The organism is Roseibium sp. MMSF_3412 (assembly GCF_030733265.1).
Lineage (GTDB): Bacteria > Pseudomonadota > Alphaproteobacteria > Rhizobiales > Stappiaceae > Roseibium.
On record NZ_JASHJI010000013.1, the window covers coordinates 44062 to 68178 of the forward strand.

At 59.4% G+C, this 24117-nt stretch carries 20 protein-coding genes; 4 read left to right on the forward strand and 16 right to left on the reverse strand.

Translation table 11 applies throughout. The features are described 5' to 3' along the window. Nucleotides 1–77 precede the first annotated feature (77 nt). The 3 genes from RBB49_RS20295 to RBB49_RS20305 all read right to left on the reverse strand — a co-directional run bounded on the left by RBB49_RS20295 (nt 78) and on the right by RBB49_RS20305 (nt 2749). The gene (locus RBB49_RS20295) at nt 78–971 is read right to left on the reverse strand and encodes an AraC family transcriptional regulator (RefSeq protein ID WP_306144711.1); all 894 of its coding nucleotides are present in this window, start codon (nt 969–971) and stop codon (nt 78–80) included. Then, nucleotides 968–1753, reverse strand: a complete 786-nt coding sequence (locus RBB49_RS20300) for an AraC family transcriptional regulator (RefSeq protein WP_306144712.1) — start codon at nt 1751–1753, stop codon at nt 968–970. The genes RBB49_RS20295 and RBB49_RS20300 overlap by 4 nt, the downstream gene beginning before the upstream one ends. Before the next feature lie 99 nt (nt 1754–1852). Further along, complete coding sequence (locus RBB49_RS20305) at nt 1853–2749, reverse strand: AraC family transcriptional regulator (protein ID WP_306144713.1); 897 nt, start codon at nt 2747–2749, stop codon at nt 1853–1855. 336 nt (nt 2750–3085) lie between these two features. On the opposite strand from RBB49_RS20305, the gene RBB49_RS20310 reads away from it, so the two are divergent. After that, nucleotides 3086–3511, forward strand: a complete 426-nt coding sequence (locus RBB49_RS20310) for a hypothetical protein (RefSeq protein WP_306144714.1) — start codon at nt 3086–3088, stop codon at nt 3509–3511. A 74-nt stretch (nt 3512–3585) separates the two neighbouring features. On the opposite strand, the gene RBB49_RS20315 is transcribed toward RBB49_RS20310, so the two are convergent. Beyond that, the gene (locus RBB49_RS20315) at nt 3586–4461 is read right to left on the reverse strand and encodes an AraC family transcriptional regulator (protein ID WP_306144715.1); all 876 of its coding nucleotides are present in this window, start codon (nt 4459–4461) and stop codon (nt 3586–3588) included. A gap of 1011 nt (nt 4462–5472) precedes the next feature. On the opposite strand from RBB49_RS20315, the gene RBB49_RS20320 reads away from it, so the two are divergent. Next, a complete protein-coding gene (locus RBB49_RS20320) occupies nt 5473–6645 on the forward strand; it encodes an efflux RND transporter periplasmic adaptor subunit (protein WP_306144716.1) in 1173 nt (390 codons plus the stop codon). Nucleotides 6646–6650: 5 nt separating this feature from the next. Beyond that, nucleotides 6651–9827, forward strand: a complete 3177-nt coding sequence (locus tag RBB49_RS20325) for an efflux RND transporter permease subunit (RefSeq protein ID WP_306144717.1) — start codon at nt 6651–6653, stop codon at nt 9825–9827. 183 nt (nt 9828–10010) lie between these two features. Here the strand turns inward: RBB49_RS20325 and RBB49_RS20330 are convergent, their stop codons facing one another. Genes RBB49_RS20330 through RBB49_RS20380 form a run of 11 tightly spaced genes read right to left on the reverse strand, consistent with a single transcriptional unit; the run spans nt 10011 to nt 21263 of the window. Continuing rightward, the gene (locus tag RBB49_RS20330) at nt 10011–10688 is read right to left on the reverse strand and encodes an HAD family phosphatase (protein ID WP_306144718.1); all 678 of its coding nucleotides are present in this window, start codon (nt 10686–10688) and stop codon (nt 10011–10013) included. Continuing rightward, nucleotides 10685–11698 carry a LacI family DNA-binding transcriptional regulator gene (locus RBB49_RS20335; RefSeq protein ID WP_306144719.1) on the reverse strand — a complete coding sequence of 338 codons (1014 nt, stop codon included), beginning with the start codon at nt 11696–11698 and terminating at the stop codon, nt 10685–10687. Before RBB49_RS20335 ends, RBB49_RS20330 begins: the two co-directional genes overlap by 4 nt. Nucleotides 11699–11718: 20 nt before the next feature. After that, nucleotides 11719–12882 carry a dihydrodipicolinate synthase family protein gene (locus RBB49_RS20340; RefSeq protein WP_306144720.1) on the reverse strand — a complete coding sequence of 388 codons (1164 nt, stop codon included), beginning with the start codon at nt 12880–12882 and terminating at the stop codon, nt 11719–11721. A gap of 31 nt (nt 12883–12913) precedes the next feature. Then, the gene (locus RBB49_RS20345) at nt 12914–13228 is read right to left on the reverse strand and encodes a Dabb family protein (protein ID WP_306144721.1); all 315 of its coding nucleotides are present in this window, start codon (nt 13226–13228) and stop codon (nt 12914–12916) included. A gap of 6 nt (nt 13229–13234) precedes the next feature. Then, nucleotides 13235–14818 (reverse strand): GMC family oxidoreductase, encoded by a 1584-nt coding sequence (locus RBB49_RS20350; protein WP_306144722.1) that lies wholly within the window; start codon nt 14816–14818, stop codon nt 13235–13237. 9 nt (nt 14819–14827) lie between these two features. After that, nucleotides 14828–15586 carry a 3-ketoacyl-ACP reductase gene (locus RBB49_RS20355; protein ID WP_306144723.1) on the reverse strand — a complete coding sequence of 253 codons (759 nt, stop codon included), beginning with the start codon at nt 15584–15586 and terminating at the stop codon, nt 14828–14830. Beyond that, nucleotides 15583–17067, reverse strand: a complete 1485-nt coding sequence (locus tag RBB49_RS20360; RefSeq protein WP_306144724.1) for a GMC oxidoreductase — start codon at nt 17065–17067, stop codon at nt 15583–15585. Before RBB49_RS20360 ends, RBB49_RS20355 begins: the two co-directional genes overlap by 4 nt. Nucleotides 17068–17070: 3 nt before the next feature. After that, the gene (locus RBB49_RS20365) at nt 17071–18180 is read right to left on the reverse strand and encodes an ABC transporter ATP-binding protein (RefSeq protein ID WP_306144725.1); all 1110 of its coding nucleotides are present in this window, start codon (nt 18178–18180) and stop codon (nt 17071–17073) included. 4 nt (nt 18181–18184) lie between these two features. Then, complete coding sequence (locus RBB49_RS20370) at nt 18185–19057, reverse strand: carbohydrate ABC transporter permease (protein WP_306144726.1); 873 nt, start codon at nt 19055–19057, stop codon at nt 18185–18187. After that, nucleotides 19057–19962: a carbohydrate ABC transporter permease gene (locus RBB49_RS20375; RefSeq protein ID WP_306144727.1), complete on the reverse strand. Its 906-nt coding sequence runs from the start codon at nt 19960–19962 to the stop codon at nt 19057–19059. Before RBB49_RS20375 ends, RBB49_RS20370 begins: the two co-directional genes overlap by 1 nt. Nucleotides 19963–20018: 56 nt before the next feature. Continuing rightward, a complete protein-coding gene (locus RBB49_RS20380) occupies nt 20019–21263 on the reverse strand; it encodes an ABC transporter substrate-binding protein (protein WP_306144728.1) in 1245 nt (414 codons plus the stop codon). A 273-nt stretch (nt 21264–21536) separates the two neighbouring features. Here RBB49_RS20380 and RBB49_RS20385 point away from each other — a divergent pair, with 273 nt between their 5' ends. Further along, nucleotides 21537–22586: a substrate-binding domain-containing protein gene (locus RBB49_RS20385; protein WP_306144729.1), complete on the forward strand. Its 1050-nt coding sequence runs from the start codon at nt 21537–21539 to the stop codon at nt 22584–22586. 5 nt (nt 22587–22591) lie between these two features. Here RBB49_RS20385 and RBB49_RS20390 read toward each other — a convergent pair whose 3' ends face one another. Further along, nucleotides 22592–24115 (reverse strand): aldehyde dehydrogenase family protein, encoded by a 1524-nt coding sequence (locus RBB49_RS20390; protein ID WP_306144730.1) that lies wholly within the window; start codon nt 24113–24115, stop codon nt 22592–22594. Nucleotides 24116–24117 lie beyond the last annotated feature (2 nt).

Here is a 24117-nt window from a genome sequence, read left to right on the forward strand (position 1 = left end):
CCGGGTTTGCTCACTGCAAGGCCCGGATGCGATGTCATCCAGATCGGCTGGTCCCGCACTTGCCTGGCCGCGAAGGGTCAACCGTCCGTTTCCCTGCGGTAGCGGGCCGGAGAGACACCCAGCTTGCTGGTGAAGGTATTTGTCATGTGCTGCTGGCTCGAAAAGCCGCACGCATATGCAATCTGCGCAATCGGTTCGTTTGAATTCAGGAGTTTGTCCCGAGCGCGCTCTATACGCGCGTCAAGCACCAACTGGTAAAGCGTCTTTCCGGTCTTGGAAACGATTGCGTGTTTCAGTTTGAGTTGCGGCCAACCAAGTTCGGATGCAATGGATGCAAGGGTTGGCGGCTCATACTCGTAGTCGCCTATCAGTTTAGTGATTCGCTGAAGCTCACTGTCAGAAAGACGTGGAGATGCTTGTGTATTTACGGCATCCGCAAGACTGAGCAAACGTTCAATGACGAGGAGTTGCAGCGCCTCGGAGCGCAAAATGGATGTTGGTGCTGTCGTTCCGGCGGTCTTCCAAAGTGCAAGCAGGTCCCGCCGCAGACGCACATCTGAAAAGAGCGGTCCGCAAAGGCTGTTAAGTTGAGCAAGGTCCAGACCGGTGTCCGCGGTTGCCGACTGCAAGTGGTCTATCGGCAGGCTCAGCATCAGCAAATCGTGTGGACCAGCGCAAGAATATGCGATCGCCGTCTCTGGCGGCGTGAGACAAAAGACGCCGGTTTTCGCGCGCTGACTGCGTGACCAGTACTTTCCTTCCAGGTCCCACTTGAATTCCATGTCCGCTTTCAATGCGAACTGCAGCACAAACTCCGGAACCGCGGCATCTTTCATCTGGTGCGGTGTTTGACGGATCTCGATCATGTCGAGACGGTCGAAACCGGCTGTTCTGTGACTTCTGGGGAACGCGGCGTAGTCCGATGTCTCGATGAATTCGCGAAAACTGCTCGCTGTCTGTGGGCTGCTCACGGGCCAAACTCCTTGCGATATCGCGCTGGCGTTGCACCAACTTTCGCCGTGAAAGAGTTGGTCATATGCTGCTGACTGGAAAACCCGCAGGTATAGGCAATGGCGGCAATCGTATCGTTGCCTTCGGCCAGAAGGGTCCTCGCTTTGTCGAGGCGCCGCTCCAGCAGGTAACTTGACAGGGAGACGCCAAAGCTCCGTTTGAAGCTCCGGGTCAGGACGTGAACAGGCACTTCGGCCACTTTCGCGATAGCACCCAGATCCAGAGTGCTTGCCAGATTTGCATCGATGAAATCGACAAGCCGGGATTTGCAGGCATCGGAGAGGCCACTCTTGCGGGTCTGTCTTTCACGGCTTTCTCGCGCCATCAGAGATGCAAGCCGGATGAAAATGGATGATGTGAGCATCTCCATGAAAATGGCACCCTCGACCTCACCGGTGAGCAGATGACGCTGCAGCTCGCGTGCCATGTTGCCGATGACGATGTCCTGTGTTGGCGGCAACACCTCCAGCCCGGCCCCCGAAAGACTGAACCCTCCAAGCAGCGTTTCTGCGCTCTCCGGTTCGTAGGTCAGGTAGAAGTGGCTCTTGTGTCCGCCGTCGTCGGTCTCGAATGCGTCCGTGCCACTCGGTCCAAAGATGATTGTGTTGGTTTCGTTTGAAAGTTGTTTTTGCACGTCGGAATTGAGAGCGAGCAGCGTCTTGTTCGGCCTGAGATTGATGGCCAGCAAATGCCCGTCCAGAACCGTTCGTGCCGAGTGGCCTTTGTAGACGCCGGTCGTCAATCCTACGTGCACACTTGGAGCAGTGCGTTGAACGGGGCTTGTCAGAGATATCTGGTTTCTAACATGCACGATCGTGTCTCTCGTGACTGCAGTCAGGCTTCATTTGCAAACCTCGTTCCGGTATCGCCGTGGCGTGATACCCAGCTTTGAGGTGAATGAGTTGGTCATGTGCTGCTGGCTCGAGAAGCCGCACGCATATGCGATGCTCGCGATCGGTTCGTCTGTTTCGGCCAACATGCTGCTGGCCCGCGCGATGCGCCTGCCCAGGACAAATGCGTGCGGCGGCTCGTTGAAACAGCTTTTGAAGGCGCGAAAAAAGTCGGCGACAGGTCTGTTCACGACCATTGCAAGTGTCTCGGCCGATAGATCGGTGTCGAGGAGATCATCAATTGTTTCCGCGAGGATCGCTTTCTCTTTGTCGGAGAAGTTCTTTCTGGACCGAGGCGATTTCGTTTGGCTTGCGAGACGCAGGAGCCGCGCTGCGATCAAACACAGCGCCCCCTCGGTGAACAGGGTTCCCGGGTCGTCCTTGCGGCCCATTTCATCGAACAGGTTACGCAAGATCGCGGCCAGCATCGGATCGCGGGCGCCGCGTGCGAACAGCGGTTCCAGATGATCCAGCAGATGCCTTTGCTCCAGGCCGCTGAGTGCTGCAAGACGCGCCGGGTCTATCGCGGTAAACAGACCGGCATGGTCCCGGTCGACGGTGACCTCCAGAGAAGCCTCAGGCACCTTGAAGTCGAAGCCGTCGGGTATCCATGTTGCGCGGTAGCGCGCCGCAGTGTTGTCGAAGTCTGCCGGAATGGCCGTCGAGCCGACATTTTGGATGATAACCAGTTCAGGTGTCGGCGGGTCCGGATAGTCACCAGCCGGCTGTCGCGCCATTGTTGATGAAACGCCGCGGGCTTTGTCATATGTCCGACTGACGACGAATTCGCGGTAAGGTCCTTCGCGATACCAGTCGTAATAGTTCTGTGTGTGCAGATGGTGCGACACGTCTCCGGGCTTCCCTCCTCATCGACGCTATAATGATAGGGCCAGCGGCCATTCTTTCAATGACGCTGCGTCAATTTCAAGAAGGTGCGGGTGAAGGAAAAAAGAAGCGCGCAGCACTTGGAAGGGAGGTAGCGACGCTGGTGCTGCGCGCGGCTCCAAAGCAGGCGGATTGGAGCTCTCCGGAGCTTAGTTCCGCAGCTCGCTGTCTTCTTTCACAAAAATCCTGTTTTCAGCCAATTGACCACCTTCGTAAAGTAACTGTAAGCGGCATATTTTTGAAAGCGGATGATGCTCGTGTTGTTTATGCTGTTCTCCTGAACTTCGTTGGAAGAAGAGATGGTCGACACGGTCATTGTGCGCGGGCTTTTGCGGTTTTTCGCCGGAACGGTAGTGCTTGCGCACAACATCACTTTTTCGGCTTGGCGAAGAGCCTCCGTTGACCAAGACCATCTTGCCGAGATCCTGAAGGACGATCGCGCATTTCTGGAGGGCGCAACGACCGATATCCTGGGGCTCTGCAAGGAAATCGGATGCTCCCTCCCAGGGGATTTCATGGGACTGTCAAAATTCTCGTCCATCCCGGTGGGGTCCTGCGTCGAAACGCAGGCTTTGCGAACCAGGTTCAGGAAAGACCATACACAAATGGCAGATGACGCAGCATTTCTGCTGAAGGTTGTGCCGTTCGAAACGCTGCCGATCTCGAAACCGATCCTCTCCCAGCATTCGGCCGCGCACGACATCTGGTCCAGGCGCTGGGGCTGAACATCGCAAAGACGCGTGCCGTGAGTATTCCCTGAAAGAGCGTCGCGCCGGTCACATACGATCCTCTGGGTGCCTTACCCCTCCTTGGCGGTTTTGGTTCTTTCGGCGGTAAAACTGTCCCGGTACCGTCCCGGCGTCACGCCCAGCACCTCCTTGAAGCTCGAGGTCAGGTGGGCTTGAGACGAGAAGCCGAGCGCATAGGCGATTTCGGAAATCGGCAGGTCGCTGTCTTTCAGCAATTCCCGAGCGCGACCGATGCGCCGCTCAATCACGTAGCGCTGTGGTGTGCAGCCGATACTCGCGCGAAACTTTCGCGAAAACGCGCTCGGCGTCATGTCGAAGCGTTTTGCCAGTGCTGCGACGCGGACCCCATCTTCTATCTGAGCATCGATCTCCGACAGAACGCTTCTGAGTGTCCCATTCGTGAAAACGGTCATTTGATCGTTTGCCGACATGTTGGTCGACGCTCCGATGGCATGAGATAGCAAGAGATCGGTTGCCGCACCCAGGAACGTGGTGTTCGGGCAGGATGGTTCGAAGAGGTGCCTGCGGATGGTCTGCGCAATCAAGGCGATGTCGCCGTGCCGGTGTTCGACAACGAGATCGGGAAGCCGCCATTTTTTTGAGCCGCATTGCGCAAGAAGCTTTGCGGCCCTGTTTGCGGTGACGGAGATGTAGATATGCTCGATGGCAGCCGACTGCCGGGCGTTGCGGGTTCTGCCGGAGGGCAGGTAACTCAGGCAAAATGCGCGCCGCACCCGTCCGACAGCGCCTTGCCCTCTCTCAACAATTGTCATGTCGCCCGAGGCCAGAGGGATCAGCAGCACACATCTGACCGGATCGATCCGTGCTTCAAACGCGGTGGCTTTGGTCACCGCCGCGTAAATGTCCCCGGTCGATGCGTGCGCAATTGGCTCCGGCAAGCCATGATCGGGAGACGGAACGATCATCGGTTGGCCTCCAACGCGTGAAGCAAGTGCCTGTCGGTTTGGTCTTTCATGCCTCCTACATGGCTCAAGTCTCACCGTCTTTCTTACAAGCAACGCGTTTTTACAGATTTCTGCACGAACGGGGCCTCAAGCGCGATCGAGAAGCCTGGCATGCCGCGGCACGTCACGCGTTTTTTGAGGGGAGAAGAGGCGAGCGCTCGCGGTTCAAGTGATTGCGTGCACACGTCGGCAGCCTCCCGTTTGTCTTCCGGTATGCAAGATTTTGTAAGCCGCTCAAATCTGGAAGAACGCAGATGACCGTTAGCGCAGACTGTCCGCGGGCCGATGGGAGCGTGGTTTCCAACTGGCGTGTCACTCAGGATCAATCCGCGCGAGGGCAAGGGTAATGAGCACCACAGAAGGCTTGGGCAGTGACCTACCGTCAGAACCCGGTGATCGCGGCTTCGGTGGTCCGTCCCCGCGGGGTAACATTTCTCCTCTGGTTTCGTTTCGCGGCGCGGTCTCTCTGAAACCGCAAGCTGTTTGCGACACTGAAACCAACTGCATCCTTGAAGACTGGAACGCACGCCGGAGCGCGACGCATGCCTCGCTGAAGCTCTTTCACAGGCTCGGCGATGCCTGCATGCTGGTTGATGCCGATTGTCGGCCCGCCGGTTACCTTCCGGATGCACAATCCAACACGCTTACGGAGACGCTGATCCGGGAGTTTCTTTTTCCCGATGGGCTCCGGTTGCTCAGTCCCGGTCCGGCCTTCGTTCTTCGCGCGCAATACAGTCTGATCGCGTTGGAAGGATTCTGGCACTTGCTGGTCTGTCCCATTCCAGATCCAGGCACCGACATCCCGGCTGGCGCAATTGTCGTCCACATAGACCGTCACCTGACAGATCGAACGGGTGGGCGGCGTTTGCATCAGGCTCCTGGCGTCTCAGATGGTCCCGGACCCGAGGACCCGCTCACGAAAATTTCGAAAATTGCCGCGCAGCAGCCGCAGTCAGGACGGAGGACGAATTCATGACACTGAATGGAGTGGGAAAGTCGGGAATGGTCCGGTCCGCGCTGCGTTTCCTGTTGGCGGTGTTGCTTCTTTTTTCGTTGCAGGACCCGGCGCGCGCGCAGCAATCACAACCGCCTGCGGTTGTCGTTTCCAAACCCATCGCTGAAATGGTCGTTGACTGGGACGAATACACGGGGCGCTTTCAGGCGGTTCAGACCGTCGACTTGCAAGCCCGCGTGACCGGATATCTCGCGGCCATCCACTTTGAAGACGGACAGCTGGTCGAAGAAAACCAGCTTCTTTACACGATCGATCAGCGTCCTTTTGAACTGGCCGTCAAACAGGCGAACGCGCGCCTGCAGGCGGCTGAAGCGACGCGCGATCTTGCCCTGCTCGAATTCGAGCGAGCGAGAGAATTGTTCAATCGGAATGTCGGCCCGCAGAGCGCGGAGCAACGCACGTCTGCCGCCTATCAGGAAGCCCTGGCAAACGTCGCCCTCTCCGAAGCGGAGCTCGAAATCGCGGAACTGGACCTGCAGTTCACGCAGATCCGGTCACCGATCAACGGTCGCATCGCGGAAACGCAAATCGATATCGGCGATCTTGTCATCGGTGGCCCCTCAGGGGCGACTGCTCTGACAACAATCGTCAGTGTCGATCCGATCGAGTTCGTCTTTACCGCGTCAGAAGCCGATTTCCTCAAATACGCGCGTCTCAACGTGACCGGCGAACGCGGAACGTCGCGAACGACACCCAATCCGATTTTTGTCCGGTTGCAGGACGAAGCGGCCTTTGACAGGGGAGGCGCAATGGACTTCGTCGACAACCGGCTCGATCCGAACTCCGGAACCATTCTTGGCCGTGCCGTGTTCGAAAACCGGGAAGGTTTTCTGCAGCCCGGTCTGTTCGGCCGCGCCCGTTTGTTGGGCTCGGGAGAATTCGAGGCTTTGCTGATACCAGATTCCGCGATCGTCGCCGATCAGGCGCGCTCGATCATCTACGTCGTCAACGAAAGCAATGTGGTCGAAACGCGTCAGGTCGTCAGGGGCGAAATCTGGTCGGGACTGCGGATCATCCGGTCCGGACTGAGTGCCGAGGACAACGTTGTCATTTCTGGACTGCAGCGGGTGCGTCCAGGCGGTCAGGTCTCGCCGGTGCTTGAGCAGATCAAGCTTCCGGCGGCGGAGTAGTTCTTATGGAGAAGAAGAACTTTTTCGTTGATCGCCCGATTTTCGCAACGGTCATTTCCATCCTCATCGCACTGATCGGTTTCGTTTCCTATCTGCGGTTGCCGGTTGCTGCCTATCCCGATGTCGTTCCTCCGACGATCCAGGTCACGGCGCTGTATCCCGGGGCATCGTCCGAAGTCATCGCAGACACGGTCGCAACCCCGCTGGAACAGGAAATCAACGGTGTTGAGAACATGCTCTACATGCTCAGCCAGTCGACCAGTGATGGCCGGATGGTGCTGACGATCACCTTTGAACTGGGAACGGACATCGATCAGGCACAGGTGCTGGTGCAAAATCGTGTTGCGATTGCCGAACCGCGGTTGCCCGAGGATGTCCGGCGCCTCGGCATCCAGACACAGCAGAACTCCCCCAGCCTGATGATGGTGGTCCATCTGCTCTCGCCGGATGGAAGCCGGGACCAGCTTTACATCTCAAACTACGCCCGCACCCAGATTGTCGATCGTCTGCTCAGGATTGACGGTGTCGGCCAGGCTACTGTGTTCGGCGAACGGGCATATTCGATGCGCATCTGGCTTGACCCGGACCAGATCGCCGCCCGGAATCTCACGGTTGGCGAGGTTGTGAACGCGTTGCGAACCAACAACATTCAGGTCGCCTCGGGGGCATTGAACCAGCTGCCGGTCGACGATCCCGGGGCCTTTCAGCTGAACATTGAGACCCTTGGACGTCTGGTCGATCCTGAGCAGTTCGAGGATATTGTCATCAGCGCTGACGCGAACGGGCGGAAGATCCGCGTGCGTGATGTCGCCCGGGTCGAACTCGGCGCCCAAGATTACAGCACCAACGGGTATCTCGACGAATTCACGGCATTGCCGATCGGTATATTTCAAAGGCCCGGATCCAATGCGCTTGAGACGGCTGAGGAAGTGATCCGGCTGATCGAGGCACTGTCCGAGGAGTTCCCGCCGGGCATAGAGTTCGACATCATCTACAACCCGACGGAGTATATCGAGGAGTCCGTCGAACAGGTTTATGTGACGATCGAAGAAGCGGTCATTCTGGTCGTCCTGGTGATTGTTGTCTTCCTTCAGTCTCTTCGCGCGTCGATCATCCCGATCCTGGCAATACCCGTATCCTTGATCGGCACCTTTTTCGTTATGCAGGTCTTCGGGTTTTCTCTCAACAATCTGACCCTGTTCGGATTGGTTCTGGCCATCGGTATCGTCGTGGATGACGCGATCGTGGTCGTTGAAAATGTCGAGCGGTACATCGAAGAGGGGTTCACTGCCCGCGAGGCCGCCCACAAGACAATGTCGGAAGTGAGCGGTGCCCTGATTTCCATCGGCCTTGTGCTCTCCGCCGTGTTCATTCCGGCTGCCTTCATCGAAGGTATCACCGGCCAGTTCATGCGCCAGTTCGCCATCACCATTGCTGCTGCCACGGCGATTTCGGTAACCGTCGCATTGACCTTGTCGCCGGCACTGTCGGCACTCCTTTTGAAAGACAAGACCACCCGGGCACCGTCGGGTGTGTTAGCCCGGATCTGGTCGGTCGCCGGGATCCCGTTCCGGGCCTTCGGCCGGGGCTTCAACTGGGTTTTTGACAGGCTTGCAGCTGCTTACGCGTGGCTTGTGTGCCGTCTGGTGAAGGTCACGATCCTGATGCTGCTGATCTATGCCGGTCTGATGTATGCAGCCTATTTCCAGTTCAACAGGGCACCGGCCGGGTTCATTCCCGATCAGGACCAGGGCTACCTCATCACCGTTGTGCAATTGCCTGCAGGGGCATCGCTGACGCGCACGGATGCCGTCATACGCGAGGCCAGCGATTTGTTGCGCAGCATGGATGGGTTTTCGCATACAGTCGCCTTTGCCGGTCTTGATGGCGCGACATTCACGAACGCGCCGAATGCGGGCGCGATTTTCGTTGTGACTGATCCGTTTGAAGAGCGTCTGCCGAAGGGGCTGACCAATGATGTGCTGATTGGCCGGGCGTTTGCCGAACTCTCCAGCATCACCGATGCGGTCCTTTTTGTCATCGCGCCGCCACCCATCCAGGGGATTGGCAATGCCGGCGGATGGACGCTTTACCTTCAAGACGAGCGCGGCCGCGGCCTGCGCGCGCTGGAAACAGTGACGCTGGACGTGGTGCAGACGGCAAACCAGACTCCAGGCCTTTCGCAGGTTTTCTCGCTCTTCAACACGGCGACACCGAAGCTGTTTGCAGATATCGATCGCGTCAAGGCGGAGGAACTGGGCGTGCCGCCTGATCGCTTGTTCGAAACGCTGCAGGTCTATCTTGGATCGGCGTTTGTGAACGACTTCAATTTCCTTGGCAGGACCTACAGGGTGACGGCGCAGGCGGAGGGGCATTTCCGGGATGATCCGCAGGACGTCCTCGATCTGCGGACCCGGTCCGACAATGGCAGCATGGTGCCGATCGGTTCGGTTTCAGTTCTCGAACAGCAGACGGGCCCTTACCGTGTCGCGCGCTACAATCTCTTTCCCGCAGCCTCCGTGCAGGGGGCGACGCTTCCCGGTGTGTCAACGGGGCAGGCGATCGCCACACTGGAAGCACTATTGGACGAGCGCCTGCCGGACGGCTTCGGATATGAGTGGACCGGTCTCACGCTGCAGGAAAAACTGGCGGGCAACACGGCAATCATCGCCTTTGCCCTTGCCGTTGTCTTCGTCTATCTGCTTCTGGCTGCGCTGTACGAAAGCCTCTTCCTGCCGCTCGCAGTCATTTTCATTGTCCCGATGTGTCTTTTGGCCGGGATCACAGGTGTCATGCTCAGAGGCTTCGACAACGACATTCTGGTGCAGATCGGCTTTGTCGTGCTGGTTGGACTTGCGTCTAAAAACGCGATCCTGATTGTGGAGTTCGCGCGGCAGGCCGAAGAACGCGGTCTGTCGCGGATTGATGCCGCAGTCGAGGCTGCACGTCTTCGCTTCCGTCCGATCCTGATGACGTCGTTCGCGTTCATTCTCGGCGTCGTGCCCCTGCTTCTTGCACAGGGCGCAGGCTCTGAAATGCGCCAGGCGCTCGGAACCGTCGTCTTCTTCGGAATGCTCGGCGTCACGTTTTTCGGTCTTTTGTTCACACCGGTCTTTTACGTTGCGTTTCGATGGCTCGAGATCAAACTGGTAACTCCGCCAGTCAAAAGCCAGGCGGTATAGTGCTCTGTTGTGGCGTTGAAATTGCGTTATGCTTTGGAGAGGAGGGAGGTGCTGGAAATTATTTCCGGACAGGCCGTTGAGGTTATGCCCAGGAACCCCGTTTCCGTCGATGCGGATGCTTTGAAAGCCCCAGCGCCAGGTACAAAACAAAAAGCCGCCCTCTCGGGCGGCTTTTTTTGCGCTTCACGACAAGGGCGAAGCCTGAAGGCGCAAAGGCAAATTGACATCGATCCATCGCATGTCGGCCGCTTTCGCGGCTTCGATGCCTTGCGGACTGTCTTCAAAAACAAGACAGGCCTGGGGGTCGACTTCAAGGCGTGCTGCCGCTGTGAGGAACAGGTCGGGCGCGGGCTTTGCGCTGCTGACGTCATCGATGGTGACAACTGTTTCGAACAGGTGCAGCAGGCCGGAGGCCTGAAGGGAGGCCTGCACGATTTGGCGTGAACCGCCGGAGGCAACGGCCATGGGCTTCAGGCCGTTGTTGGCCCTGGCGATCGCGGCGATCCGGGGTATTTCCTCAACCGTATCCATATGCGCCAGAATGTATTGCCGCAAATCCCGGACCGCGCGTGAGCGGTCGATGGCAACGCCCGTTTCGGCTTCAAACGCGGCCAGCAGCACGTGCTCGGACATGCCTGCCCGGGCATGATACCAATCGATTTTCATCTCAAGACCGGCGTTTGCAAAGGCCGATTGCCAGGCGGCCGCGTAAAGATCAGGCGTTTTCAGGAGGGTGCCGTCACAATCGAAAATCAGCGCCCCGGCCTCGCAAACACGTCGCTCCACGTCCTTCTGCTGCGCAGGAGCCGGCACGCAGCCGGTGCGGCCTGTCCCGGATATCGGGTGCGGTGCCTCGGTCATCCATCGAACCCGATGCTCGACTGGCGCTCTATCAGCCTGACGTCGTAATGTCTGACGTCGGGGGGGCGTGTGCCGTCCACGATCCAGGCCAGCATCGACTGCGCAGAACTCTGGCCGAAGTGCTTGGTGTCGCACCGGATCGAACTCAGACGCGGATAGACAAGTGAACTTTCCTCGATGTCGTCAAAGCCGATCAGACGTATGTCCTTGCCGACCTCCACGCCTGCCTCCGCAAATCCCGAGATCATCCCGAGTGCAACAAGATCGCTGAAGCAGATGGCGGCCTCGATTTCAGGATGTTCTCTTGCGATCTCAAGCGCCAGATCCCGACCGAAGGCGCGCGAGGGCCGCCCGTGGAATGCTCTCGGCGGCAAGCCGTTTGCCTCCATGAAGGATCTGTAGCCCGACATGCGTTCTTCGGTGATGGGCCTGTCCTCCAGGCCGCCGACAAAGGCGATGTTCCGGCATCCCAGGTCAAAGAGATGCCGTGTGGCGAGATCTCCCCCTGCTGCGTAATTGTGTGAGGCAAAGGGAAAGATATCTGTACGGCCGTCAAGCTGACGGAGCACCTGCATCGTCGGAATTCCAGCGCGCTCGATCCGCGCAAAGGCGTCTTCGTCACCGCCATAGGCCGGTGAAATCACGAATGCGGAGACGTCATGTTCAATCATGGATGCAATCACCTGTGCCTGGATGACGGGATCTTCATCCGTGTTGGCGACCACCGTCGAATAGCCCTTCCTGGCGAATTCCATCTGGGCGCTGGCCGCGAACTCGGTGAAGAACGGGTTGCGCAGATCGTTGATGATCAGACCGATCAGGCCGGACGCTGCTCCCCTGAGGCCGGCGGCGGACCGGTTGTAGACATAACCGAGTTTCTTGATGGCCGCGCCGACAGCATTGCGTGTGGCCGGTTTGACAAGCGGAGAGTTCTGAAGCACCAGCGAAACGGTCGATTTCGACACACCGGCCTCTTGCGCAACATCCAGAATGGTCGGTCTTTTCTTCATGCGCGCCCCGTCTTCCCTGTCTAGTCGACGCCGTGAAGCCTCAACAGGAGCTTCATGCGTTCGACCGCCTTGTCCGGCTTTGACAGCAAACGGGCCTGATCTGCAAGCCTGAACACCTCCGCGTAGTGGGTTATTTCACGCGAGGACTGGAAACCGCCGGGCATGATGAAGTGGCTCTGCGCGTCGTTCAACCAGGCAAGAAAGGCGATCCCGGCCTTGTAGAACTGGGTCGGGGCCTTGAAGATCTCCCGGCTGAGCGGAACCGTCGGCTCCAAAAGGCCGTGATAGGTCCGCAGGTCATTCCGGGCAAGGGCTTCGAGCGCCTGGCTCGCCGCAGGAGCGATAGCGGCAAAGGCACCAAGCAAGGCGTGCGAATGGCGCGTGCCGTCTCCCTCGATCAGCTCCGCATAGTTGAAATCGTCACCGGTATACAGAAGCACGCCTTCCGGCAAACGGGACCTGAGGTCCTCCTCGTAGGACTTTTCAAGAAGCGAGATCTTGATGCCGTCGACCTTGTCCCTGTGTGCTTCGATGATGTCCAGAACGGTCTGCATCGCCGTTGCTACGTCGCTTGATCCCCAATAGCCCGTGAGCTTCGGATCGAACATGTCGCCGAGCCAGTGGAGGATGACGGGTGACGCGGATTGCCGAAGCAGTGTCCCGTAGACCGCCTTGTAATCGTCTGCTCCGGCGTTTATCGCCGGAAAGGCCTGGGAGGCCATCAGGATGACCTGGCCGCCGGCGGCCTCGATCGCTTCCATCTGTTCCGTGTAGGCTGCGATGATGTCGTCCGTCGTGCGATACGCTTCGCGCGGCTTTTGATCCGTACCGGCCCCGCAGGCGACGCGCGGTTTCATGGGGTGGACCTTTGCCTCACGCATGGTTCGTTCGACAAGTTCCTTTGCTGTCGGCCAGTCGACACCCATGCCGCGCTGCGCAGTGTCCATTGCCTCGGCGAGGCCAAGGCCCTGATCCCAGAGCCAGTGCCGGAACCTGAGGGTGTTGTCCCAGTCGACGGCGGGCGATCCGATCCACGGATCGCGTTCGGCAAGCGGCGAGGAGACGACATGGGCGGCCGCGAACGCAATTCGGGTCAGCGGCGATTCCGGTGCGCGCGGGATCAGCGGATCGCCCGTGAGCGCATAGGCTTGCAGACGGTTGTCGAGCGTGGGGAGGGTCAGCATCGGCTACTCCTGAAACGTGTGCCGCCGGTGATCAGGCCGCAGTGGGGATGTCGAGAACGAGGATGCCGTCCAGACCGCCGATTGCATTTGCAACCAGCTTGCCGCCAAGCGCCTTGTGATCCGGATGCGTCTGATAACGTTCCAGCGCATCCCAATCCTCGAAGTCGACGACGAAGCCATGCATGTAGCCGCGCTCGATCTGTTCCGGGCTTTCGCTCCGGCCCGACGTGATGTCGAGAATGCCGGACACCTGCTCCCGGATTTCACGCAGTTCCTGGAAAAAGCCGCGAATGATGTCTTCGCCGACTTCCGGCTTAAACCTGATAAGGACGATGTGTCTGATCATGAAGGGTTACCCGTGGTCCTGCTTGATCATGTCGGCTCCCTTTTCACCGATCATGATGGCCGCAGCATTGGTATTGGAGGAAACAACGGTCGGCATCACGGACGCGTCTATGACGCGCAGTTGAGCAATCCCGTTGAAGCGAAGTCTTGGATCGAGCACGGCCATTTGATCCGATCCCATCCGGCAGGTCCCCGCCGGGTGATGAGATGTCTTGGAATGCTCACAGATGAAGTTGAAATAGTCCTCGTCCGTCTTGACGCCGGGGCCGGGCAGGCGTTCCGCCTTGATGTATTTCTTCAACGGTCCCTGGGCGAGGATTTCCTGGGTCAGCTTAAGACCGCGGATGGACATTTCACGGTCCTGCGGATCTTCCAGGTAATTCGGGTCGATCAGCGGCGCGTCCTTGGGGTTGTCGCTCTGGAGGCGCACGCTTCCGCGCGAGCGCGGTCTGAGGTAACACGAATTCAGCGTCACGCCACCATCCGGCATCGCCGCCACGCCCGATTCAATGCCCGTGCCGAGTCCAAGGTGGAATTGCAGATCCGGCGATCTGGCTTCCGGGTCGGCATACCAGAACCCGCCTGTTTCAAACAGGCTCGATGATACCGGCCCACGCCTGGTGAAGAGATATTGCAGGCCGGCGATCGCCGACCAGTGCAGCTTGGCGTAGCGGTCATAGGTGTAGGGACCGCTCACTTCACAGATGCAATAAAGATCGAGGTGATCCTGAAGATTGGCGCCGACCTCGGGCTGATCGCAGATGACATCGATGCCGAGGCTCTTCAGATGGTCCGCAGGTCCGATCCCGGACAGTTGCAGCAACCTGGGCGATCCGATCGATCCGGAGGACAGGATCACTTCGCTGCCCGCCTTCAAGAACGTGCCGTCAACAAGATCGACGCCCGTGGCGATGCCGTTCTCCACGACGATGCGGCGCACCTGGGTGTCGGTCCTGATGTGAAGATTTGGACGGTGCCGGTTGGGTGCGAGATAGGCCATAGCCGCAGATGATCGACGGGCATTTCTCTGTGTCAGCTGGTAATAGGCGGCACCGTCCTGTTTCTCACCGGTGACATCCTCGTTGCGCGGGATGCCGAGCTCGGCAGCTGCCTCGAAATAAGCTTCGCAGATCGGAAGCGGTGCGCATGGCTTGGAAACGCCAAGCGGTCCACCCTTGCCATGATAGCGGTTTTCGTAGGTGTCGTTGTCCTCGGCTTTCCTGTAATAGGGCAACACATCTTCGTAGCCCCAGCCTTCGCAGCCCATCTGGCGCCACTCGTCATAGTCCAGCGCGTTGCCGCGCGTGTAGATCTGAGCATTGATGGCCGATCCGCCGCCGATCACCTTGGCCTGGGTGTAGCGGAACACCCGATCCTGCATATGCCGCTGCGGCACGGTGTGCCAGCCCCAGGACCCGATGCCCTTGGTCATTTTCGCAAAGCCTGCGGGCACGTGGAAGAACGGGTGCCAGTCGCGGCCGCCTGCCTCCAGCAGCAGAACATTGACGTCCGGGTTTTCCGTCAGCCGCGCTGCTAGAACAGAGCCTGCACTGCCGCCGCCGATGATGATGAAATCGTAGCCCTTTTCCATATTGGTCTCTCAAAGGCGTGGAATGGAAAGCCCGCCATCCACATTGATGACGGAGCCCGTGGCAAAGGCCATCCGGCCTTCCACGAGCGGGAGGATTGTCGAGGCGATGTCGGCGGGGTAACCCCAGCGGGCCGAAGGAACGAGACCGTCCTTGATCCGGGCCGTGTACTTGTCCTTGACGCCTGCTGTGAGTGCGGTCTCGATGACGCCGGGGCGGATCTCGAAGACGCCGATGTCATGCGGCGCCATGCGGACCGCGAAGAGTTGCGCCATCATCGACGCACCCGCCTTGGAGACGCAGTATTCTGCGCGTTCGATGGAGATCATCTCGGCACTGACAGAGGTGACGAAGGTCATGGACCGGTAGCTGTCGCTCGGCCGGTCCAGCATGCGCCGGGCAATTTCCTGCGCGAGGAAAAACGCGCCTTTCAGATTGACGCCCATGACGAAATCGAAGCTGTCCGTTGTCACATCCAGCATGTCGCCGCGAATCTTCGCCGGCACGCCGGCATTGGACACGAATGTCGTGATCGGACCCAGGTCGGCTTCCACCTTGCCAACGACGCCGACATGGCCGTCGATATTCAGAAGATCGTGGGAATAGAACGCCGCATTCGGCCCAAGCTCTTCCAGGGCGGACCTGACTTCGCTGTCGCCGGGGTCGCATTGTGCAAGCAGGGCCACCTTGTAACCTGCCTCGACGAGCGCTGCGGAAATCGCGAGGCCGATGCCGCGCTGTCCGCCGGTGACCAGAGCGACCTTGCTCATGCTGCCAGCTCCTGTCGGATGGTGTCGGCGGTTCTGAGTGCAAGGGCGGCGACCGTGAGCGCCGGATTGACGGCGGCGGATGTGGGCAGAGCCGCCGCGTCGGTCACGTAGAGGTTCGGATGGTCCCAGGACCGGCAGTCGGGATCAAGAACGCTGGTTTTCGGATCATCGCCAAGTTGCGCCGTGCCGCATTGATGCGACGGCACGCGTCCGTCGAACAGTCTTGAAAGCACAAGCGGAAATCCGGCCTTGCGCAGGGTGGTCTTCGTGCGTTCCACCAGCTTCCTGTGCGCGGTCATGTTGGATCTGCGCCAGATCAGCTGGATCTTGCCGTTTTTCAGGACGACCCGGCTCTCAGGATCGGGCAGGTCCTCGGAGATGAGGTAAAGGTCGAGCGCGTGGCCGGAGATCCACCTTGCGGCAAAACCGGGAAGCTGCGGGACCTGGATTTTCAGGATATCGGGCGTCACCCTTCCGAGCAGTTGTACATTGCCGAGCGGTCTGTCATCGTCCCCGTCGCTGAGATACCAGTCGTTGATGCCGAAGGTTTTCTGATAGACGGCGTCGTTGCGAAACCTTGGATCGATGGCGATCATCGCCGTTGCATTGTGGTTCATGAAGCAGCGGCCGACCTGATCGGAGCTGTTGGCAACTCCGGACCTGAGCAGCAGGGCTGCCGTCTGGACAGCGCCGGCGCAAACGGCAACGATTGCCGGATTGAGCGTGGTTTCCTCACCGTCCTTCAGGAAGGTGACGGAGCTGATTTTGCGTGTCTCCGGATCAGCCTTGAGGCTCGTGACTTCCGCGCCGGTGATGAGGTTGACGTTGTCATGCGCCAGTGCTTCGGCAAGGCCGCAGGTTTCGGCATCCATCTTGCCGCATCTGAGATCCGGGTATCCGTCCCAGCCGGTTTTCCCTGCTGCCAGCCATTGCTCGATATCCACGCCGAGCGGCAGCGAGAATGGTTTGACACCGGCTTTCATCAGTCTTTCGCGGGCGATCCGGATTGCGTCCTCGTCCGCGACGGCCGGGAACGGGTAGGGTCCCTCATGGTCCGGTTCCGTGGGATCGCTGGAAACGTCGCCGCGGACCTGGTAAAGCTTCTCAGCGGCTTCATACCATGGCGCGATGTCCTGGTAGCGAAGCGGCCAGGCCGGGGACACGCCCTCGTAGTGCTCCATCTGGTCGAAGTCTTGTGCGCGATAGCGGATCAGAACCGCGCCGTAGAGCTTCGAGTTCCCTCCGACGTTGTAGTAGTTCCCCGGTTCGAACGGGTTGTCCCGTTCGTCAAGCCAGGTCTCGGACGAGCGGAAGGCGCTGTTGGTGTAGATGCGCCAGGGATCGCGTGCCGGTGCATCGTCGGGAATGCGGTGCCCGCGTTCCAGGATCGTGATCCTGGCGCCGGACGGCGCAAGGCCGGCAGCAAGGGTGGCTCCCCCCATGCCGCTGCCGACGATGACGATGTCCGGCGCTTCTTTCATGCGTCAGGCGATCCTGTTTTCGCTCTGCGGATCGAAGGCGACCGCCTTTTCCATGTTGAAGGCAAACGGGAACGTTTCGCCGGCGTTGACGGCAACATCAGCGCGGAAGCGGCCGGTGACGTCCTTGCCGCCGATCTGGCTGACGACGAACGTGTCAGACCCGGCAGGTTCGGTGACTTCGACGGGCGCGTCGACAATGTGAACGGCCTGCGAGTTCCTGTCGGCACCGTCCCTGTCGGTGATCGCCTCCGGGCGGATGCCCAGAATAATGTCCCGTCCGACGTCCGAGGCGAGCTTGTCCGTGGCGAAAGGGATTGAGGCCTTGGTACCGTCCGCAAGCGAGACCTCGGCCGCCGGTTGACCGTTTTCCGAGACCACCTTCGCAGGGAACAGGTTCATCGACGGCGATCCCATGAAGCCGGCAACGAACATGTTGGCCGGATTGTCGTAGATTTCCTTGGGCGTTCCGAGCTGCTGTACATAGCCGCCGAACATGACTGCGATGCGCGTTGACAGCGTCAGGGCCTCGATCTGGTCATGGGTCACGTAGACGATCGTGGTTCCGAGCTTCTGGTGAAGTTTCTTGATTTCCGTGCGCATGTCGACGCGCAGTTTCGCATCCAGGTTGGAGAGCGGTTCATCGAACAGGAACACGTCCGGCTCCCGCACAAGGGCACGCCCCATTGCGACACGCTGGCGCTGACCGCCGGACAACTGGCCGGGTTTGCGGTCGAGCAGATGCTTGATCTGCAACAGATCGGAGACCTGCGCGATGCGCTTTTCGCGCTCCGACTTTTCGATGCCGTGCATCTCCATGCCAAAGGAAATGTTGCCGCTCACCGTCATGTTCGGATAAAGCGCATAGGACTGGAACACCATTGCGATGTTGCGGTCGGCAGGTTTCACTCCGTTCATGCTCCGGTCGCGAATGGCGATCTCGCCGGATGTGATGTCCTCAAGGCCGGCGATCATGTTCAGCAGGGTGGACTTGCCGCAACCGGACGGCCCGACCAGAACGAGGAATTCGCCTTCTTCGATCGAGATGTCGGTTTCGTGCAGAACCTGCACCGCTCCGTAAGACTTGGTCGCCTGTTTGATGTCGAGAAAGCCCATTGTCTTATCCTTTAACTGAGCCGGCCATCAGGCCACGGACGAAGTACCGGCCCGCGACGATGTAGACGAAGAGAGTTGGCAGCGCGGCCATGATCGCGCCTGCGAAATGGACGTTGTATTCCTTCACCCCGGTCGAAGACTGTACCAGGTTGTTCAGCGCAACGGTCATCGGCTGACTGTCGAAATCGGAGAAAGACGCGCCGAACAGGAAGTCGTTCCAGATGTTGGTGAACTGCCAGATGATGCAGACCACGGCGATCGGTCCGGACGACGGCAGCAGGATGCGCCAGAAGATGCGGAAGAAGCCGGCGCCGTCGATCTGAGCCGCCCGCACCAGTTCGGTCGGGAAGGCGGCGTAATAGTTCCGGAAGTAAAGCGTCGAGAAGCCGATGCCGTAGACGAAGTGCACGAAGATCAGACCCGGCACGGACCCGGCAAGACCCATCAGGCCCAGCATCCGCGCCATCGGGATAAGCACCATCTGGAAGGGAATGAAGCATCCGAAGAGCAGCAGGCCGAACAGGATGGTCGCGCCGGGGAACGTCCACTTCGTCAGGACGTAGCCATTGAGCGCGCCGACCATGGTCGACAGGGCAACCGCGGGGACAACCATGATGATGGAGTTGAGGAAATAGGGCCTGAGGCCTGTTGCCTCGACACCGACCTGGGCGCTCGACCAGGCGCTGAGCCAGGGTGCGAAGGTCCATTCCTGCGGCAATGCCATCATGCCGCCCGCGGTGATCTCGGACAGAGGTTTCAGCGAGTTCACCACCATCACGTAGAGCGGCAGCAGGTAGTAGATACAGAAGACAGCCAGCAGCGTGTAGAGAACGAAGCGGGCAAGGTTGAAGGAGCTTTTCGCGTTTGCAGAAGCCATCACTTCTTCTCCCTCAGTTCGGACCACAGATAGGGCACGATGATCGCGGCAATCGTCATGAGCATGATCACGGCGGAAGCTGCACCGATGCCCATCTGGTTTCGCGTAAACGTGTAGGAATACATGAAGGTTGCCGGCAGTTCGGTGGCCGTTCCCGGTCCGCCGCCGGTCAGGGCGATGACAAGGTCATAGGACTTGATCGCCATGTGCGCGAGCACCACGAAGGCCGACATGAAGGCCGGACGCAGCTGCGGGATCACGATGCGGCGGTAAAGGGCGAAGGTGGACGCGCCGTCGATCTGGGCCGCCTTCATCATTTCGCTGTCGATCCCGCGCAGTCCCGCCAGGAACATGGCCATGACGAAACCGGAGGTTTGCCAGACGGCGGCTATGACAATCGTATAGATCGCCATGTCGCTGTCCTTGATCCAGTTGAACTCGAACGTTGTCCAGCCCCAGCCGCGCACCACGGCCTCCACCCCGATGCCGGGATCGAGAAACCATTTCCAGGCAACACCGGTCACGATGAAGCTGAGCGCCATCGGATAGAGATAGACCGTGCGGATGAAGCCTTCCGCGCGGATACGCTGATCGAGCAGGATTGCCAGCAGCAATCCGAGCGCGCAGCAGATGACAATGTAGAGGACGCCGAAAATGACGAGGTTCGTGACGGCCGTGTCCCACGCCCTGATGCGGAACAGGTTCTCGTAGTTCTTCCAGCCGACCCATCCGAAAGTCGGCAGGATCCGGCTGTCGGTAAAGGACAGGTAGAGCGTGAACAGGATGAAGCCGTAGACGAAGATCGCAACGATGGCGACGGTCGGGCTCAACACGATTTTGGGTAAAGCGTCACGCAGTCTGTCAACAACGGAACCGCGTGGGTTCGCCGCTTCAGAAATAGACATCTCAGGCCCCCAGCTGCCGGAAAGCGGTGCGGATGCACCGCTTTCCGTAGGGTATTTTACTTGTTGATTTGAACGGCGGTCACGAGTTCATCGACAGCGGTCGCGCTGTCGTACTCGCCGTTGAAATGCGCCGTGATCACATCATACATGGCGTTCTTGACCGCAGCCGGGTTGGCGTGGCCGTGCGCCATGGAGCCGTAAAGATTGCCGCTGTCGGCAGCCTTTTTCAGATCGGCCATGCCCTTCTTGCCGCACGCGTCGAAGGCTTCGTTCGACACGTCCGTGCGGGCCGGGACGGAGCCCTTGACCACGTTGAACGCGGACTGGAAGCTCGGTGACAGGATCGCGGTTGCAAGAGCAGCCTGTTCCTTGCCGACTTCGGAGCCCTGGGCGAACATTGCGAACTGGTCGGCGTTGAACGTGACCTGGTCCTGCGTGCCCGGGAAACGGAAGCACAGGAAGTCCGCGTCAGGCTGTTTGCCGGCGTTCAGGAATTCACCCTTGGCCCAGTCACCCATCATCTGGAAGGCAGCATCGCCATTGATGACCATGGCTGTCGCCAGGTTCCAGTCGCGGCCGGAGAAGTTGTCGTCGACATAAGACCGGATCACGGCCATACGGTCGAAGGTTTCCTTCATCGTGTCGGAGCCGAGGGTTTCCTCGTCAAGGTCGATGAATGCCTTCTTGTAGAAGTCCGGACCGCCTGTCGACATTGCAACGGCGTCAAAAACGGTCGCGTCCTGCCAAGGCTGTCCGCCATGTGCGATCGCGGTCTTGCCGGAGGCCTTCACCTTCTCAAGCGCTGCCACAAACTCGTCCCAAGTGGTGGGAACGGCAATGCCGAGCTCATCGAGAACGGCCTTGTTCGCCCAGACCCAGTTGGTGGAGTGAACGTTCACCGGTGCGGACACCCATTTGCCGTCATGCTTGGCAAACTGCTGCAGTGCTTCGGGAACAACGTCATCCCAGCCCTCAAGGCCGGCCTGGATGTTCAGGTCGGCAAGAGCGCCTTCGTTGGCCCAGTCGAGAATGTCAAAGCCGAGCATCTGTACCGCGGTGGGCGGGTTGCCGGATGTGACGCGGGCGCGCAGCACGGTCATGGCCTGAGAGCCACCGCCGCCGGCGACCGGCATGTCCTGCCAGCCGATGCCCTGACCTTCAAGATCCTGCTTCAGGACGTTCAGCGCAGCGGCTTCGCCGCCGGATGTCCACCAGTGCAGAACTTCAACGTCTTCTGCCTTAACGGCGGTGCTTGCTGCCATAAGAGCGGCGGCCGCCGTCATCATCGTCAATTTACGCATGGATTTCCTCCCTTTACGTGCCTGTCGTCGTCAAGAGCGCCGAACATTCGCGCTCGCTCGTCACGCAACGCCTATTGTAACGTTGCAAACCCTGTGAATGTCAATCTTTAAATCTTTTCTCTTTGGGAATAAATTTTTTGTTTTTTTACATGCATTTAATTGGAAACTTGTGATTTTGCGTTGCAGCATCTTTCTTTGTTGCAACGTTTTAAATTCCCTGATTAGACTTGTCGAACCGTATGAGCTACAAGCCTCTGGTTGAGGGGAACGGGCATGTCGCAGAAAAACGCTGGAACAACGATGGACGGTGCCGCGGACGCGCACACGCGCCCGACGTTGCGTACGGTAGCGGCCGAAGCGGGTGTTGCCGTGACAACGGTCTCGCGCGCGCTCGCCGATGATCCCAGGATTGCAGAGACCACCCGGAAGCGTATTTCCGAGATTGCCGACAAACTCGGCTATGTACCGAACCGGGCCGCCCAGAGACTGCGCACGGGGCGCACCAAGGTCATCAGCCTCCTGCTCAATCCGAGACACGAGTTCCTGAGCTTTACCTCCGAATTTCTCGGCGGCATGTATGAAGGGCTCAACGGCACGGGCTACTCGATCAACATCACCGCCGATAGCCTGGGTGACGACCGGCTTGAAACCATCCGCAACATCCGCCGGCACTCCCTGGCCGATGCGATCGTGTTCACCAGAACCGAGTGTTTCGACGACCGCGCCCGCTACCTGCTTGAACACGATTTTCCGTTCGTCACCCACGGGCGCACCGACTTCATGACGCCGCATCCCTTTGTCGATTTCGACAATGAGGCCTTCGTGCGCATGGCGATCGCGCGTCTCGTTGAAAAAGGGCGCAAGCATATCTGCATCGTCATGCCGAATGAGAAATACACGTTCGGACAGCATCTGCGCTTTGGTGCGCGGCAGGCTGCGACCGACCACGGCATGAAGCTGACGATCCCGGCGGAGGTCGACCTGGACAGCGAGCCCGACGACATCGCCGCGACCCTGCGCAGCCTGCACGCCGGCCCGGATGCACCGGACGGTTATGTCTGCGTCGGTGAGGTCAGCGCGCTGATCACGCTTGCCTTTCTCAATGACATGGGACTGGCAGAGGGGCAGGATGTCGACGTTGTCGCCAAGCGGGCGTCGCCGATCTCCAACCATTTTCGGCCGCGTATCGAAACGATCGACGAAGACCTGCGTGCAACGGGAAGGGCTATGGCCAAGGTTCTTCTCGACCGTATTTCCGGCGCGCCGGTCGAAGACCTGCAGGTTCTGCTGCAGCCCGAGGGACCTTTCTCGATTTCGAGATAGGGCCGTCATGCGGGCACCCACGGATCGCGAGACCTGCCGATCTTCATGGTGACCGTCTTCGCTTCCAGGAACTCGTCGAGGCCGTATTTGCCAAGTTCACGTCCCTGTCCGCTTTCCTTGTAGCCGCCGAAGGGAAGCTCCGCGAAGCCGTCCATCCACGTGTTCGTCCAGATGGTCCCGGCATTTGCACGGCGGGCGAACTCCAGACATGTGTGAACGTTTTCGCTCCATACGCCGGCGGACAGACCGTAATCGGCATCGTTCACAAGTTCGATCGCCTCATCGAGCGTGCGGAACGTCAGCACAGAAAGGACCGGGCCGAAGACTTCCTCGCGCGCGATGGCCATGGAACTGGCCACATTCGTGACGATCGTCGGCTGGTAGAACTGGCCGTTCAGGCCCGGTACATCGAGCGCGCCGCCACCGAGCGGCACGTCAGCGCCGGCTGTCCTGGCGTCCTGAACATAGGTGTCGATCTTTTTCTGATGCTCAGGGGTTATGATCGCACCGACCTTGGTCGACGGGTCCAGCGGATCGCCGAACGGAACCTTGCGCGACAGCGCGATCGTCCGCGCCACGAACGCGTCAGCGATGTCCTCGTGCACAATGATGCGGGAGCCGGAATTGCAGCATTCACCTGCATTGAAGTAAACGCCGAACGCGACCGCGTCTGCGGCGTTTTCAAGATCGGCATCGGGAAAGATCACCTGCGGGTTCTTGCCGCCGAGTTCAAGGGACACTTTCTTCAACGTGCCGGCCGCAGCCCTGACAATGGCCTTGCCGACACCTGTCGATCCGGTGAAGGTGACAATGTCGACGCGCCTGTCCTGGGTCATCGCCGTTCCGACCGGATCGCCGTACCCGAGAACGATATTCACCACACCGGCGGGAATACCGGCTTCAAGCAGCAGTTCACCCATGATGACGGTCGTTGCCGGTGTCATCTCGGAGGGCTTGATTACCGCCGTGCAGCCCGCTGCGAGTGCGAAGGGAAGCTTCTGGGAGACGATCAGAAACGGAAAATTCCAGGGCGTGATGATGGAAACCACACCGATGGGTTCCTTGAGCACCAGGCCGAGATAATCGCTTCCGAGCGAGTTGTGGCTTTCGCCATGCATTGTTCGTGCAAGCGAGGCGGCAAAGCGCCAGATGTCCGCCGCGCCCTCGATCTCGGCTTTCGCCTGGCTGATCGGCTTGCCGGATTCCAGCGTTTCCATGAGAGCGATCCGCTCTCTCTCGCGATCGATCAGGTCCGCGACTTTCAGCAGAAGCGTCGCGCGGTCCTTGCCGCTCGTGCGTGACCAGCGTCCCTTGTCGAAGGCCAGCCGCGCCGCGGCGATCGCGGCGTCCGCGTCAGCCTTGCCGCCCTTGCTGGCGATTGTCACAACGGACCCGTGCGACGGAGATGTCCTTTCGAAAGTCGCCGCATCCGTGCTGACACGCCAGGCACCGTCGATCAGGTGGCGGGCGACGAAAGGCTCGGCTGGAATCTTTGCTTCGCTGATGGAGACGACGTTCAGATCAGTCATTT

Coding starts and splice junctions, on each gene's coding strand:
- RBB49_RS20310 (WP_306144714.1), top strand. CDS start 3,086: ATGGTCGACACGGTCATTGTGCGCGGGCTTTTGCGGTTTTTCGCCGGA.
- RBB49_RS20315 (WP_306144715.1), bottom strand. CDS start 4,461: ATGATCGTTCCGTCTCCCGATCATGGCTTGCCGGAGCCAATTGCGCAC.
- RBB49_RS20320 (WP_306144716.1), top strand. CDS start 5,473: ATGACACTGAATGGAGTGGGAAAGTCGGGAATGGTCCGGTCCGCGCTG.
- RBB49_RS20325 (WP_306144717.1), top strand. CDS start 6,651: ATGGAGAAGAAGAACTTTTTCGTTGATCGCCCGATTTTCGCAACGGTC.
- RBB49_RS20330 (WP_306144718.1), bottom strand. CDS start 10,688: ATGACCGAGGCACCGCACCCGATATCCGGGACAGGCCGCACCGGCTGC.
- RBB49_RS20335 (WP_306144719.1), bottom strand. CDS start 11,698: ATGAAGAAAAGACCGACCATTCTGGATGTTGCGCAAGAGGCCGGTGTG.
- RBB49_RS20340 (WP_306144720.1), bottom strand. CDS start 12,882: ATGCTGACCCTCCCCACGCTCGACAACCGTCTGCAAGCCTATGCGCTC.
- RBB49_RS20345 (WP_306144721.1), bottom strand. CDS start 13,228: ATGATCAGACACATCGTCCTTATCAGGTTTAAGCCGGAAGTCGGCGAA.
- RBB49_RS20350 (WP_306144722.1), bottom strand. CDS start 14,818: ATGGAAAAGGGCTACGATTTCATCATCATCGGCGGCGGCAGTGCAGGC.
- RBB49_RS20355 (WP_306144723.1), bottom strand. CDS start 15,586: ATGAGCAAGGTCGCTCTGGTCACCGGCGGACAGCGCGGCATCGGCCTC.
- RBB49_RS20360 (WP_306144724.1), bottom strand. CDS start 17,067: ATGAAAGAAGCGCCGGACATCGTCATCGTCGGCAGCGGCATGGGGGGA.
- RBB49_RS20365 (WP_306144725.1), bottom strand. CDS start 18,180: ATGGGCTTTCTCGACATCAAACAGGCGACCAAGTCTTACGGAGCGGTG.
- RBB49_RS20370 (WP_306144726.1), bottom strand. CDS start 19,057: ATGGCTTCTGCAAACGCGAAAAGCTCCTTCAACCTTGCCCGCTTCGTT.
- RBB49_RS20375 (WP_306144727.1), bottom strand. CDS start 19,962: ATGTCTATTTCTGAAGCGGCGAACCCACGCGGTTCCGTTGTTGACAGA.
- RBB49_RS20380 (WP_306144728.1), bottom strand. CDS start 21,263: ATGCGTAAATTGACGATGATGACGGCGGCCGCCGCTCTTATGGCAGCA.
- RBB49_RS20385 (WP_306144729.1), top strand. CDS start 21,537: ATGTCGCAGAAAAACGCTGGAACAACGATGGACGGTGCCGCGGACGCG.
- RBB49_RS20390 (WP_306144730.1), bottom strand. CDS start 24,115: ATGACTGATCTGAACGTCGTCTCCATCAGCGAAGCAAAGATTCCAGCC.